7 protein-coding genes are annotated in these 15475 nt (G+C 39.9%); all 7 read right to left on the bottom strand.

The features are described from left to right. Window positions 1–33: 33 nt before the first annotated feature. The 7 genes from B3C94_RS14595 to B3C94_RS14565 all read right to left on the bottom strand — a co-directional run bounded on the left by B3C94_RS14595 (window position 34) and on the right by B3C94_RS14565 (window position 15457). Complete coding sequence (locus B3C94_RS14595) at window positions 34–2442, bottom strand: ABC transporter permease (protein ID WP_293904896.1); 2409 nt, start codon at window positions 2440–2442, stop codon at window positions 34–36. Window positions 2443–2490: 48 nt separating this feature from the next. Then, window positions 2491–4893: an ABC transporter permease gene (locus tag B3C94_RS14590; protein ID WP_293904894.1), complete on the bottom strand. Its 2403-nt coding sequence runs from the start codon at window positions 4891–4893 to the stop codon at window positions 2491–2493. A gap of 69 nt (window positions 4894–4962) precedes the next feature. Beyond that, a complete protein-coding gene (locus B3C94_RS14585) occupies window positions 4963–7383 on the bottom strand; it encodes an ABC transporter permease (protein ID WP_293904892.1) in 2421 nt (806 codons plus the stop codon). A 60-nt stretch (window positions 7384–7443) separates the two neighbouring features. Next, window positions 7444–9819, bottom strand: a complete 2376-nt coding sequence (locus tag B3C94_RS14580; RefSeq protein WP_293904891.1) for an ABC transporter permease — start codon at window positions 9817–9819, stop codon at window positions 7444–7446. 48 nt (window positions 9820–9867) lie between these two features. Further along, a complete protein-coding gene (locus B3C94_RS14575; protein WP_293904889.1) occupies window positions 9868–12273 on the bottom strand; it encodes an ABC transporter permease in 2406 nt (801 codons plus the stop codon). 44 nt (window positions 12274–12317) lie between these two features. Further along, the gene (locus tag B3C94_RS14570; protein ID WP_046672289.1) at window positions 12318–12995 is read right to left on the bottom strand and encodes an ABC transporter ATP-binding protein; all 678 of its coding nucleotides are present in this window, start codon (window positions 12993–12995) and stop codon (window positions 12318–12320) included. Between the two features lie 95 nt (window positions 12996–13090). After that, complete coding sequence (locus tag B3C94_RS14565) at window positions 13091–15457, bottom strand: ABC transporter permease (protein ID WP_293904887.1); 2367 nt, start codon at window positions 15455–15457, stop codon at window positions 13091–13093. Between the last annotated feature and the right edge of the window lie 18 nt (window positions 15458–15475).

The following is a 15475-nucleotide window of genomic DNA, read 5'->3' as shown; positions in this document are numbered from 1 at the left end:
GTTATGAATAAACCGACTGCTTTAAGAACTGTTCTATTCGTCCCTTAAACTATTTATTGGATTTGCTTTTGCGGCAAACACACTTTTGGTTGAAAGTACAAGACTCGCAAATGCAATCAATCCAAGGGCAGACAGTCCAAAAATCCAGGGACTTATTGTCGCTCGGTAAACAAAGTCATTGAGCCAGCTATGCATACAATAATAAGCAATGGGAAAGGCGACCAGACAGGCTATGGCAACCAGCGAAAGCAAATTTTTAAGAAGTAGAAATGTGATCTGAAAAACAGATGCACCCAGTACTTTACGAATGCCTATCTCTTTTGTGCGTTGATTTGCTGTAAATATTGCTAATCCAAATAAACCCAGTCCAGCGATGAGCACAGAAAGTCCTACGGCCCAGGATAAGAGCTTAGACAGCTGCTTCTCTTGCGTATAGAAGTTCTGGATTACCTCATCCACAAACCGCAGGTCCAATTCATCATCAGGGAAAACAAATTTGTAGCTTGACGTTATTTTATCAATGGTATTTTTCCAGTTTTCGGGATGTGATTGATCCAATGCAATATGGAGCACGTATCCTTGTTTGCTACCTGTATAGAGCACTGGTTTAACCGCCTGCCGGGCAGAGGCCAGATCAAAATCCTCCATTACCCCAACGATGATATTCTGTCCATTTTCGAAGGTTTTACCAATGGCATCCTGAGGGTTTTTGATATGCAGCAGTTCCAGGCCTTTTCTATTGATCAACATTTCACTCGTTGAATCCAATAAACGGACATTTCTTCCTGCTAGAAGTGGAATTTGATAGACATCTAAATAGTTTTCATCACCCGATCGGCTGTCAAAAGTCAAGGATTCTTTGTCTGCTGATTGATCGTAAGTAATTGCGGTGGTCATCCAGCCGTTCATCGCGGGTGCAATGTTCCCGAAACTGACGGCCTTAATATCTGTTAGCTTTTTGAGTTCATTTTTAAGGACCACACCTTTTGCGGAATTTTGGAAAGCTCCCGGAATGTAGACATTGACAATAGCATCCTTTTGGAATCCCATGTCCTTATGGGTGACATAGTTGATCTGTCGAACAACAACGAGCACACAAATGAGAAAAGCCTGTGCCATGACAAACTGAAAAATAGTTAATGCTTTGCGTACCCATGTACTTCGGGAAAGGTTGGTGTTTTTTCCTAATTGGTTTTTGAGTGCCAGTACAGGAGCGTAACCCGTCAATACCCATGCAGGATAAAAGCCGGCAAGAATGGTGACCACAATAAGCTGCCCAATTAAGAATAAAATAATAACGGTTTTGTCTAAACGGTCTAAACTTAAGTTTTTGGGAATAAATCCTTCAAAAACATGTAAAAACAAAGGAAGTAATAGTACAGCGAGTATAGTGGCTGATAAGGTAATAAGAAATGTTTCCAGCAAGAATTGTTTGATTAAAGTTACCTTAGAACTACCCAATGTCTTGCGGATACCAACTTCTTTAGCTCGTTCGATGGATTGTGCAGTGGATAGATTGATAAAATTTACTGCACCTAACGCTAAAAGAAACAAAGCTAGCAAAATTAGATTACGGAGTGCATCGGGATGGGTAGCATCGTAGTTAAATTTAGTATCAAAATGAACCTCAGCCAGTGGTTGCAATTCGAGCTTGTCGGTGATTTTTTCACCATCTTTGATTTTATATTTTTTAAGGAGGCTTGCAATATTACGTTCCAGAAGATGTGGGTCGCTTTGTGCTTTTGTCTTGATGAGCACCTGATGAGAATCAGATATGCTATTCCAAGCATCCCAGGTATACATGTTCTTTAAGTTATTGTCCTGCGGGATAGTCGACTCAGAAATGAAACTATCAAAACTGAAATCCGAATTATGTTGCGCATTTTCAATTACGCCTGCGACTTGAAGTGGGATACTATCTGCATAGATAATGGTTTTGCCGATGACATTTGTCGGTAGTTCTTTTCCATAAAACTTTTCCAATGATTGCTGCGTAAGGATAATATTTCCGGAAGAATTCAAGGCCTTAACATTGCCAGCCAACCATTTCGAAGGGAAAATGTCGAAATATTGACTGTTGGTGAAAACTATCTTCTGCTCTTTTGGAAAAGTTTGGAATTTATCTGTAGTCAAGGAAACTTTTAGTTTCTGAACATGGCTTCGATAAATGGGAGCCACGGCTTCTATGTTTGATAGTTCCGATTCCATGGTACGAACTAATGGCACGTAGACACCTGCATTTTTAAATTCACCGTTGTTAACAACACGAAAAACCTGTTCTCTATTGGGAACATGCTTATCAAAACTATAGTCGTATTGGATCATTAAGAAAATCACCAGCGTAGCGGTAATGCCAATCGCGAGACTGGTGATATTGATGAAAGTGATCAACTTATGTTTTTTTAAAAAACGATAGGCTGTTTTAAGAGAATTTACAATCATAGTTATTTCGTTTTTTGTTCATCCTACATTTTACTGTGATCTGTATCGCTATTCATCCCGCAAACTGTTTATCGGCTTTAGGATCGCAGTTTTGAAAGTTTGGAATCCAATTGTAATAAATGCGATAATTGTCACTATTAGGACAGCAACCGCATATGCCCACCAGGGCATCTCGATATGGTATACAAAATTATTTAGCCAACTATTAAATAAGTAATATGCAACAGGTGCTGCAATCAGAAACGCTATACAGATCAATTTGATGTAGTTGGCGGACAGTAAATGAATAATGCTGCTGATACTTGCACCTAGAACTTTACGGATACCGATCTCTTTACTTCTTGATTCGGCTGTATAGGCAGCTAGTCCCAATAAACCCAGGCAGGCAATAAATAAGGTCAGGAATGAAAACAGGGACATAACATTGGATGAACGGATTTCATTTTCATATTGATCCTGTACATGTTGATCTAAAAAAGAGAAGTCAAAAGCGGCATCGGGGGCAATAGCTGTATAAATCTTTTTTATCTCCTCCATATAAGTTTGGAGATCTGCTGTTTTATAGCGGATCAATAAATTCCGGGGAGATTCAGAAGGATCATTCATGGTATAATAGGTATATCCACCAATCTCAGATTTTAGGTTGGTATAGTTAAAATCTCTAACAATACCGGATATAATGGAATTTGTCGCACTCATCTCTGTAACGATATGCTTCCCTATCGCTTCTTCGGGTGTTTTGTAACCTAAAAATTTCATTACTTTTTCGTTGATCAATACATAACATGTTGAGTCAGTACGACCGATAACATCCGGTAAATCTGTCCCCGCAAGCAATTTTAGTCCTAAAGTATTGATTGTCTTGCCATAGGTGACGCAGGTTGAGGTTGGTAGGCCCTGCTTGTCTGTCGTTAATTTATAAGTTGTTTTTCCGCTTTCATTGAATCCTGGTATAGATTGTGCAAACGTAGTGGATACCGTGTTGGCCAAGTTTTGAACTTGTTGGCCTAGGGTATTTAGCTTTTCTTGATTTTTCAAAGAACGGATCGAAATAGATATCACATTTTCGGGCTGATAACCTAAATCCTTATTGCGGATAAAGCTCATTTGAGTGAGCATAATACTGATGCCTATAATCAATACGATCGAAATAGAAAACTGGCATACAACTAATATTTGTCTGATTAGGATTGTTTTTCCTTGTTTGTTATATCCTTTGTTCATTAAGGATATCGATTTTATATTTGAAAGGAATAGCGCAGGATAGCTGCCTGCAACAAGTGTAATGATCAGCCATGCCAATGCCAATATTCCAAGCATATCCCAATTAAGAAGATGTTGAATTGTCATATCAGTCTTACCGACCAAATTGAACGCAGGAATGAGTATAATGGCGAGGACAATTCCAATGAGCATAGCCGAAAAACTGATTGTTGCGGTTTCTACAAAAAAACGAATAATGAGCTGGCTACGGGTAGCGCCAAGTACCTTATTAACGCCCACCTGTTTTGCATTTTTCTGCGATTTGGCTGTTGCTAGATTCATGTAATTGATGCATGCGATCATAATGACTAGAAAGGCAAGAACTGATAGTGTCCTAATGATGTTTATATTTCCGGTACGTGTCGTAACTCCACTTATTAGATCTGATGAATAGAGATGTACCTTTGATAATGGCTGGAGAAAAAATTGCGTATAATACTGATGGTCTTTTTCGATGTATCTATCAATTAATTTGGTAGCTTCTTGAGCAATGTTTGCTGGATCGGCACCTTTTTTCAATAGAATATAAGTTTCGTAACTCGCATTGCTCCAGTGGACATTTTGCCCCATCCATGAATCCATAATATTGATGACCATGTTGCAATCTACTGTGCTATTTGCTGGAAGATCTTTAAAAACTCCGGTTACCTGTACGGTATCACGCTGGTTGATGCTAATTAATTTGCCTAATGCTTCCTGTTTACCAAATAATCTTTCTTTTGATGATTGAGACAGAACAATGCTCTTTTTATTTAAAAAAGCGGTATGTGCATTGCCTTCAATAAATTGAAAATCGAATATGGAAAACAGGGAAGAATCTGCTAGGTATAATTGTTTTTCGGAGAAATTATCATTTTCTGTGCGGAGAGAAGCCGTCGCACCGTACCCGTCTTTTACAAGACGCACCATATTATCCACCTGCGTAATGTCTGATTTTAATGCTGGACCTACCGCATTGGGTAACGCAACCATTTTTTTCTGATCGTATTCTGCAGATAGTTTCATGTAGACCCGGTAGATATTGTCAGCTTTTGGATACTTAGTATCAAAACTTAGTTCCTGACGGATAAAGGCGAATAACAACAGCGATACACAGATACCTATAGCCAGTCCACTAATATTAAGGATACTGAAAAATCGGTTTGCTCTGATCGTTCGCCAAGCTGTCTTTATATAGTTCTTTATCATGATCGTATGTATTTGTTTCTTGCTTATATATTTATTGGTGCTCTACTAAGTCTGTCTTATTGATTCTATTTATTCATCTCGTAAACTATCTACAGGGTTCGTTCTGGCTGCCTTAAACGTCTGATAGCTGACTGTAAATAATGCAATCAAAATAGCCGCGAAACCGGCAAAGGCAAACATCCACCATTGTGGCTCGATGTGGTAAGCGAAGTTATCCAGCCATTTTTTCATTGCTATCCAGGATAGCGGTGTTGCAATGAAGAGAGCTACAGCCAGTAATTTGATGAAGTCAGAAGAAAGTAGTAAGATTAAATTGTATTGGGATGCACCGAGTACTTTACGTACACCGATTTCTTTGGTACGTTGTTGTGCTGTATACGTAACAAGTCCCAATAAACCTAAACAGGCAATAAAAAGTGCCAGTCCGGAGAAGGCTGTAAAAAGTCTTCTAAAATTAAAATCTGCTTCATATTGTCGATTGAAATTGTCGTCAAGAAAGCTATATAAAAATGGACGGTTTGGTACAAGTTCATTCCACAGCATTCCGATTCTGGCAACGGTCTCAGGCTGGTTTACATGTTGGATATTCAAGGTTAAATACCGGCTGCTGCTTGGTTCTAGTCGTAACGCTAAGGGTTCAATTTTGCGGTGTAAGGAGAGGTAGTTAAAATCTTTCACCACACCGATAACCGTTCCTTCTCTTCCCCATTGACGAAATTGTTTGCCAATAATATCTTGTGGATTTGAATAGCCCCATTGTTTTGCAGCAGATTCATTGATAACAAGTGAATGGGCCGTATCCGCTGGGAAATCTCTGGAATAGGCACGCCCTGCGGCCATTTGCAGACCAATATTAGGAATAAAGTCTACATCGACTTCGTATAGGAAAGGAGCAAATGGTGTCATGGTTCCGTTTGCTGCCATGATTTCGGTTCCCGCATTTGGAAAAAATGTTCCCGGTACCGTGCGTGATGCGGTGACAGACAATACATCTTTGTCTTTTGCAAGTGTGGATTTTATTGCTTCAAGGTTATTGTTTACCTTATCATCAAAATTATAATCTATCACAAGCCTTTGGTCTTTTTGGAATCCCAGATCCTGGTGTTGCAATTGATTGAGTTGAGAAACGACCACAACAGTACCTGCAATTAAAGCAATGGAAAGGCAGAATTGAAAAACAACTAATATGCGACGTAATAGCGTCCCGCCTTTGCTGGTACTATAAGTTCCTTTGAGTACCGTAATTGGTTTAAAATTGGCTAAGATCAAGGCCGGATAGCTTGCTGCCAACAGGCCGGTAAAAATGGTCGTTATGATGAATATTGCCCAGGTCGTCCCATTTTTCAGGGACGAATAATTGAGGTGTTTACCCGAGAATGCTTCCAAAAAGGGAAGAAAGGCCATAACGAGCAGTATAGCCAAAATACTACTGACGAATACTAGAACCAATGATTCAGACATAAATTGAAAAACGAGATTACGTTTGCTGGCACCAATGGTTTTTCGGACACCCACTTCTTTCGCTCTTTCCATAGACCTGGAAGTGGCAAGATTCATAAAATTCACGCAGGCAATGAGTAAGATAAATCCACCAATGATACTGAATATATATAAATTTTGATAGCTGCCGTTAGCACCCGGCTGCCGATCTGCTGCTGAGTGCATATAAGCTTGAAGAAGAGGCTCGATGTGAAAATTATATCTTGCATTTGAGTTTTCATTTGTTGGGAGATGCCGTTTTAAAAACGCAGGTATTTTTTGGTTGAATTTTGCAGGGTCGAAATCTTTTGAGGCCAGGAAGTAGGTATAGAAGTCTACATAGTCCCAGCCTTCTTTTTCAAACACACTCGGCCTAGCTTTTCGAAATGTGCTCATGGAGAGCAGTGCATCAAACGTAAAGTGTGAATTTGCTGGCACATCGGCCATTACTGCTGTTACGGTATATAAGCCTGCATCGGCTCGTCCCGCAGCTAAACCGCCTTCAAGAGTTTTTCCAATGGGATTTTGATCTCCGAAATATTTCTTAGCTGTAGTTGCTGTCAATACAACAGAATAGGCATCTTTTAAGGCAGTGTGAGGATCACCTGCTAAAATTTTCCAGCTGAACACGTCAAATGCCGTGGAATCCATAAAAAACACATTTTCTTCCTGGAATCTTTTATCGCCTTGTTTGAGCAGGATAGAAGTCTGACCGGAAAATTGAACGACCTTTTCGATTTCAGGGAAATCTGCTTTGATGGCTTCACCGATTGGACCATTGCCCCAGATTTGATGCTGATCGGTACTGCTTACATCTTTATAGTCGTGTACGATGCGGTAAATCCGCTCTTTGTTTACGTGATATTTATCGTAGGAAAGTTCGTTCTGAACATAAATTGCGATCAATAGGCAACAGGCCAAACCTATTGCAAGGCCAATGATGTTGATGGTCGAGTATCCTCTGTTTTTCTGGATATTGCGCCAGGCTATTTTTATATAATTCTTGATCATAGCTTTATTTCTTAAGTGCCAGTGTATACATGCCAATCATCCACTTTCTTATATTCGTTTTTATTCGTCCCTTAAACTATCTACGGGATTGGATAAAGCTGCCCGAACAGCCTGGTAGCTGACGGTAACAATGGCGATCAGCAAGGCCAGAATACCACCAAAGACAAATGTTTGCAGCTCTAGATCTGTTTTATAGGCAAAGTTGCTCAACCATTGTTTCATCAGGTAAACTGCAATAGGACAAGCAATCATAATGGCTATAGCCACAAGTATTACGAAATTCCTTCCCAACAGACGTACGACACCAAAGGTGCTCGCTCCAAGAACTTTACGGATGCCGATTTCTTTTATACGCATTTGCGCTTCGTGAGTTGCCAATGCAAACAGACCTAAAGCAGATATAAAAATGGCGATACCTGCAAAAACATTGAACAACAAACCTGTACGCTGTTCGGATTTGTATAGACTATCAAATTGCTGATCAATGAAAGTATATTTGAAAGGAGAGTCTGATGGATAGCGGTTATAAACCTTCTCTAAGGCTTTGATGGCCTCAGCGGCTTTTGTGGTACTTGTTTTCACATAAAGCGTGCCCGCTCCCCAGCGCGTCCAGAAGACCATTGGACCTATTTTATCTTTGATGGATTTGAAGTGAAAATCTTTCACCACACCGATAATTTGTCCAGGGAAATCGTGGAAACTCATATTGGATCCCACATATGGCGGCTTTAACCCCATTTGTTTTGCTAAGGTCTCGTTGATAATATATCCGGAAGAATCCGCTGGTAGACCTGTGAAATTTTTCCCCTCAACGAACTGTATATTCATTAACGGAATAAAATCCTTGTCAATTTTGGCTTGCGCTACGATTAGCTTGTTGTCTTTGGATTTGCCAGGCCAATCTATATCGCCCGTGGCATTTCCGAAATCCGTCATGTTGTAAACACTTGAAAGAGAGACTCCTTGTATTGCGTCGTTATTTTTGAGTTCGGTCTGTATGGCGTCCATATGTTTGTAGGCCTCCTCAGGAAGACCAAGCGTAATGACATGATCTCGGTCATATCCTAGGTTAATCTTTTGGATAAAATCCAGTTGATTGCGGATAACCAAGGTGCATACAATCAGTGTTACAGAAAGTGTAAATTGAAAAACCACCAATATTTTACGCATGGTCGTTGAGGAAACTCCTTTAACTGATTTTCCTTTTAACGAATGAATGGGATTGAATGAGGAAAGTTGTATCGCAGGATATATACTGGATAAGCCTAGTGTGCCGATAATCGCAACACCTATATATAACCATATTGTACTGTTTTGGAAGGAGTAGCTGATTGATTTTTGTGCAATTTGATTGTATCCAGTATGAAGTACAAGGATAAGAATGAAAGCTATTACGAGCGAGCAAAGGAATACAACAACCGTTTCGGTGATAAACTGTAAGAATAGATGGAGACGATTAGCACCGATTATCTTTCGGATGCCAACATCTTTGGCCCGGTCCAATGCCCGTGCAGTACTCAGATTGACATAATTTACCGCACCAATAACCAATAATAAGATTGCAATGATCCCAAAAATTTGCACCATGCGAAGTGTCGATTTATTGCCGTCCGGGGCGATTAAGTGCATGGTTTTTAAAGGATCTAAAACAAAGATGGTTGAATTTTCACCATCGCGGGCTTTGGTATAATTCTCCGAGATAAATTTTCCAATGCGGGTAGGAGAAGCCGTTGGTTTTACTTTGACGTAGGTAGCGAAGCTGTAATTGCCTAAGTCTTCATCGATTGTTTTCCATTTTCCATTACCGCCCCAATTTGTAAACCGTTGTGCATGATAACCTAATGGGATGATCACATTGAATTGCATCGAGGAATTTTGTGGAACATCTTTTAAGATACCGGCTACGGTGAACAGATCTGCACCGTAACGGAAGGTCTTTCCAATGGCCTGCTGGCTGCTAAAGAGCTTTTCTGCTGTTGATGCTGTGACCAGTGCCTGTTTATAATTTTCCTGAAAACCTACAAGCGAGCCCTCTTGTAAGGGAAAATGAAACATATTAAAAAAACTGCCATCAACATAATAGATACTCATATCCGTTACAGGGCGTTTCAGCTTATCATTGACCAAGGTAACATTATAATCCTGTGAAACGCGCGTTGCAAATTCTACGTCGGGTGCATTTTTGGCATAGTTGCCTATAGGGCCGGGAGTTATGCCCCAAATTGCGCCGTTATGTTCTGGATCCAAATGGGAATTTACGGTATATATTGCCTCATAGTTTGGGTGAAATTTATCAAAGCTCTGTTCATCCTGTACCCAAAAAATAATTAATATCGCTGCAGTAAGACTGACCGACAGACCTAATATATTGATAGCAGTATAGAATTTTCTTTTCCTTAATTCTCTTATTGCGGTTATTAAATAATTCTTTATCATAGGGACAGGTGTTAGTTGTATTGTTCATTAATGAGCTTCTTTATCATCTTATTCATCTCTTAAACTATGTACTGGGTTTGCACGTGCCGCTTTTATGGATTGGTAGCTCATCGTAAAAAATGCAATAAGTAAGGTTGCGGCAGCCGGAATAATAAACATCCACCAGGATAGCTCTATTTTATACGCAAAATCATCCAACCATTTGTGCATCGCCCACCAAGAAATTGGGGTAGCAATCAAAATAGAAATGAGTATAAGTTTGATATAATCTTTTGATAATAATTCAATAATCCCCAATACCGTGCTTCCCAACACTTTTCGAATACCAATTTCTTTGGTACGTTGTACCGTGGTGATGGTAACCAGACCGATCAATCCCAGGCAGCTGATGAGAATTGTTGTTGATGTAAATAGATTGATAATCTTCGAGAATTTTAGATCACTGCTATAGAGTTCTTTGATTTGCTGATCATAGAAATCATATTTGAATGGGGCTTTTGGATAATATTTTTTCCATTCTTTCTCAATCTGTTTTAAAGTTTCCGGCCAGGTAGTTGAATTATTGTTGAGTTTGACACTTAGTCTGTTTAATTCCCATTTTTTAATGGAACTCAGCATGACAACAGGTTGAATGGCAGCATGGAGATTTTTTGTGTGAAAATTGTCGGTTACACCCACAATCTGCCGCTGTTTGTCTGTATACGTGACAAAGCTACCTACAGCATTTTCAGCAGATTTAAAGCCTAACTTTTGAACGGTGGCTAAGTTTAACACGATGCCAGTGCTCGTATCGGCCAACTGCAGCGGGCGGCCAGCAAGCATTTTAAAATTATAGAGCTTAAAGTTATCTTGGTCGACAAATTTCATTTGTACATCTGCTTGTACCTGTCCCGTATCACTTTTCGCAAACAAGGCATTTCCCCAATGGTCGTTACTCATGGGCAGATGCCCCAAGGAAGCCTGCTCTACACCTGTGATGTGCTTAATCGCTTGCTTAAAAACAAAAGGATCAGCCTTACTGTCCTGGTAGCTTTTACTCGGGAAACCTAGGGTAATGATCGCATCCTTATCGAAGCCGGGGTTATTCTGTAGCGCATGTTTCAACTGTAGACCAATGATGCAAGTTGAAATAACAAATAGTTGGGCAATCAAGAATTGAAAAACAATGAGCATTTTTCGAAAAGAAAGATTGCCAAATTTGAGACTTTGTGCATTCGAGATTTTAATGACTTCAACAATCTTGACTTTGTTTGTCAATAAGATCGGATAACCTGCGGAAATTAAGGTAATCGTAATGGTAAGTGTTGCTAAAAAGATCGATACACCCCAGGGATCGGGATATAGCTTGAGCTGATCGGGAATATAGGCGGCTAAAACGGATTGAATAAGAATAAGTAAAGGCCAAGATAAAAGTACCGAAAAAGCCGTGATGCAAAATGTTTCTAGCAGAAAGGACTTTGTAATTCTTTTCTGGCTTTCTCCCAATGTCTTTCTGATACCAATTTCCTTGGCGCGTTGTGGGATCTGGGCGGTAGCGAGATTGATGTAATTGACACAGGCGAGTAAGAGCAAAAATATACCTATGCCGATAAGACCGTACATTATTTTCTGATCAACATTATTTTGCGCGTAAGAAGTAAAATGTAAGTCTTTTAAAGGAACTGTATTTACATGCATTTTAAACCCAAACTTGTCAAATTCGGCATGCGTCATCTCATAAGCCTTTTTGTCGGCTGTCTTTATAAGGTTAGGAAGGGAAGCCGATGATTTTACCTTAATAAAGAGCTGCCAATTTGAATTTGAATTGTTCCAGTTTGTGCTATTCCATTCCTGCTCTGGAATCCGGATAAATTCTTTACCCAAAAAGCTGCTTGGATGTGCTAGATCTTTTACAATTCCGGCGACATTGTACAATGTACTATCATAGGACAAGGTCTGTCCTATGATTTGGTCTATTGACGTGTTTGGGAAATACAATTTAGCCCGCGATTCTGTTAGGATGACTTCATGGCTATTTTTTAGTATATTCCTTTGGTCGCCAGCTAACCAAACATAAGGTGTCATTTTGAAATAGTCGCCCGTGGTACCGATGATTTCGGGCTGATCTTCAAACTCTATTTTCTGCGCGCCGCCATTATTACTGACACGCTCGAAGTATTGTTTAAAGATGGGTACTGTCAGTTCAACATTGACAAAGTTTTCCTTGATATATGCCGGTAATGGTGCGGGAACACCATCGAAATGATCTAATTTATCCTTTTCTTCATAGGAGGTATGGACCTTGTAAATCTGCTCACTTTCTGGATGATGCTGGTCAAAACTAAATTCATAATTGACGATGCGGAAAATAAGCCAACAGGCACTTATTCCGATGGCAAGCCCAAATACATTTAAAAATGTGAAAAGACGGTTGCGCCATAATTGTCTGAAAATTAATTTAATCGTGCTCATCATCTATAGGTTATTAGGATTAATATCTTGGTTATATATGAGTTGTTTTATACCGAGGTTGTTTCCATAATCACTTGTCCGTCTAGCATGCGGATTACACGGTCAGAGAATTTTGCATCGTGCTCACTGTGTGTTACCATGACGATGGTTGTGCCGGCCTCGTTCAATTCAGTCAGGAGTTGCATAACTTCGTTACCGTTATTGGAATCGAGGTTACCCGTAGGCTCATCGGCAAGGATCAGTTTGGGATTATTGACAACCGCACGAGCGACAGCCACACGTTGCTGTTGACCGCCGGAAAGCTGTTGTGGGAAGTGATTGCGACGGTGCATGATCTGCACTTTTTCCAAAACTTCTTCTACACGTTTTTTGCGTTCTGCTGCTGGAACATTGGTATAAACCAGTGGAAGTTCCACGTTTTCAAATACGGTCAGCTCATCGATCAAATTAAAGCTCTGGAACACAAAACCAATGTTATGTTTGCGAAGATCTGAGCGACCGCGTTCTTTGAATTTGGCAACTTCAATCTCGTTGAACAGATAGCTTCCTTCATCCAAATCATCCAGCAATCCGATAATATTGAGTAAAGTCGATTTTCCACAGCCGGAAGGGCCCATTACAGCAACAAACTCGCCCTCTTTGACATGAATGTTTAGGTTGTTTAATGCGACGGTTTCAACTTCTTCAGTGCGGTAATACTTTTGAAGATTTGTGATCTTGATCATATTTTTTGTGCTCATGGTTTTTATGTTTTGGATCCTTGGCGATATTGCCTTGGACAGTTATTATTTCTGTTATTAAATTCTGTTTATTTAATTGTTTATTGATCTCTTAAAGTCTTCGTCGGATTGGCTATCGCTGCTTTAAATGCCTGTGAACTGATCGTCAGTAGGGCAATTACAATTGCTGCTACAGCACTGATGACAAAGATGGTCCAGGAAATCTCTACATGATGTGCATAGTTGGTTAACCATTTGCTCATAATCATCCATGCAATAGGAAAGGCAATGATACAGGAGATCGCTATAAGCATAACAAATTCACGGTTGAGCATTTGGATAAGTCCCGAAACAGAGGCCCCCAGGACTTTACGAATACTGATTTCTTTTGCGCGTTGCTCTGTTGCAAAGGCGGCTAAACCAAACAGGCCTAGGCAGGATATAATGATAGACATCAGTGCAAATACACTGGATAGTTGCTGTACAAAAAGCTCAGCTTTAAACTTATTATTGAAACTATCATCTAAAAATTTATAGTCAAAAGGGAAGCCCGGGTTATTTTTGACGATGACCTTCTCGATTTGTTGAATGGCATCTGGTAAATCTACTCCAGCCTTTGTCTTGATGGTCATGATGCCATTATCTCTATTCATCGGTAGAAATAGCATCGGCTCAGGATCGGCATACACATTGTTATAAACGAAGTTCTTGACGACACCGGCGATGGTGAACTTTTCCTCACCGTAACTGATGATATTACCGGCCACAAGGCCATCTTTTTTGATCAGTTTTGCAAATGCTTCGTTGATGATAACCGAGGTGCTGTCGCCTACAAAATTTTGATGAAAGTTTCTACCATCAAAAAGCTTTAAGTCTAAAGCTGGGATAAGGCCCTCATCAGAACGTAACATACCAATCAAAATACTGGCATTTGGATCTTTTCCATCCCAGCTAAAACCGGACGTATTGGAGTTGATATTGAGGATACTCATGTCACTGACACCGACTTCTTGAACAACCCCTGTTGCCAATAATTGATTTTTAATGAGCGGCAGATGTTTGGCCATATCACCTTGTAGCGCTGTAGTCAACACCTGACTCTTATCAAAACCGAGATCTCTGTTCTTGTTGTGCTGAATCTGTTGGTAGATGATAATGGTACAGATAATTAACACAACTGAGGCTGTATATTGCAAGATGACCAACCCTTTACGGACGAGACTTCCACTACCGGCCTTCTGTTTCGTTCCTTTGATCGTTGAAAGTGGCTTGAATGCCGAAAGGAAAAACGCGGGATAGCTACCTGCAAATAATCCACATGCTAATGTTATTGTCGTTAAAAATAGCAGGTGTGAGGGGGCTAAAAGATTAACCTGAAGATCCTGGCCTATCATGGTGTTGAACGGCCTGATGAAGATATAGATTAGTAATATAGCAACAAGAGAGGAAATAATTGCCAAAACAAGGGATTCTCCTAAGAATTGCATAATGAGCGATTTGCGACTCGCTCCAACCACTTTGCGCATTCCAACTTCTTTTGCTCTTTTTTCAGACCGTGCAGTTGCAAGATTCATGAAATTGATACAGGCAATTAATAGGACAACCCAAGCGATAAAGGTAAATAGACGAATATTTTTAATACCACCTTCTTTTTCAATACCACTGTTATCAAACTGATTGTAGGTAATCCAACGTTCCATTGGATAGAGGAAATTCTGTGAGAAGGTGACTTCACCATTGGTCTTGTGTTTGACGAAATCCATCATCTGCTTGTTAATCTGATCGACATTGGCATTATCTTCGACCTGGACTAGCGTTTGAACGCTATTGTTCCCCCAATTTTTTAGAAAATCCTGACCTGCTTCAAATTTTTTGAAAGGGATGAGCCATTGAAAATCATAGCTGCTATTTTTGGGTAGATCCTTGATTACCCCTGCAATAATAAATGGCTCACTATTGTTTGTTTTGACAGTTTTTCCCAAGGCAGGACGGTTGCCAAATAATTTCTTCGCTGCAGTTTCTGATAATACAATGTTATTGACTTGATCAAAGGCAGTCTTTCGATCCCCTTCAAGAAATGCAAGGGATAGCACATCAGCGATGCTTCCATCGGCATATACACCATTTTGAAATATATTATTGTCTCCGACAGAAAACAGCATTGGTGAATTCCAGCTTATGCGTACTGCATGCTTGATGCCTGGGATTTCTTTCGCTATGCTTTGGGCAAACGGTCCTGGGGTAGATTCAAATACATAGGTGGCTCCATCGTATGTCTGTTTTGATTTGACAATGTAGATATCCTTTTTGTTGGCGAAATTATCGTTGAAACTCAACTGATTTTCAACCCATAAAAAAATCAACGATGCCGCAGCGATCCCGACCGCCAGTCCAAAAATATTGAGAAAGCTGTAGCCTTTGGTTTTCCAAAGGTTACGTAGCGCAGTTTTAATAAAGTTTTTAATCATAATTAAGTCGTATGATAA

The sequence above is a fragment of the Sphingobacterium sp. UBA5670 genome, from assembly GCF_002420705.1.
In the GTDB taxonomy this organism is placed as follows: domain Bacteria; phylum Bacteroidota; class Bacteroidia; order Sphingobacteriales; family Sphingobacteriaceae; genus Sphingobacterium.
This window is presented reverse-complemented; position numbering and strand designations above follow the sequence as displayed.

Bases quoted from the DNA above. Each gene is read 5' to 3' on its own strand.
- B3C94_RS14595 (WP_293904896.1), bottom strand. From the start codon at position 2,442: ATGATTGTAAATTCTCTTAAAACAGCCTATCGTTTTTTAAAAAAACAT.
- B3C94_RS14590 (WP_293904894.1), bottom strand. From the start codon at position 4,893: ATGATAAAGAACTATATAAAGACAGCTTGGCGAACGATCAGAGCAAAC.
- B3C94_RS14585 (WP_293904892.1), bottom strand. From the start codon at position 7,383: ATGATCAAGAATTATATAAAAATAGCCTGGCGCAATATCCAGAAAAAC.
- B3C94_RS14580 (WP_293904891.1), bottom strand. From the start codon at position 9,819: ATGATAAAGAATTATTTAATAACCGCAATAAGAGAATTAAGGAAAAGA.
- B3C94_RS14575 (WP_293904889.1), bottom strand. From the start codon at position 12,273: ATGATGAGCACGATTAAATTAATTTTCAGACAATTATGGCGCAACCGT.
- B3C94_RS14570 (WP_046672289.1), bottom strand. From the start codon at position 12,995: ATGATCAAGATCACAAATCTTCAAAAGTATTACCGCACTGAAGAAGTT.
- B3C94_RS14565 (WP_293904887.1), bottom strand. From the start codon at position 15,457: ATGATTAAAAACTTTATTAAAACTGCGCTACGTAACCTTTGGAAAACC.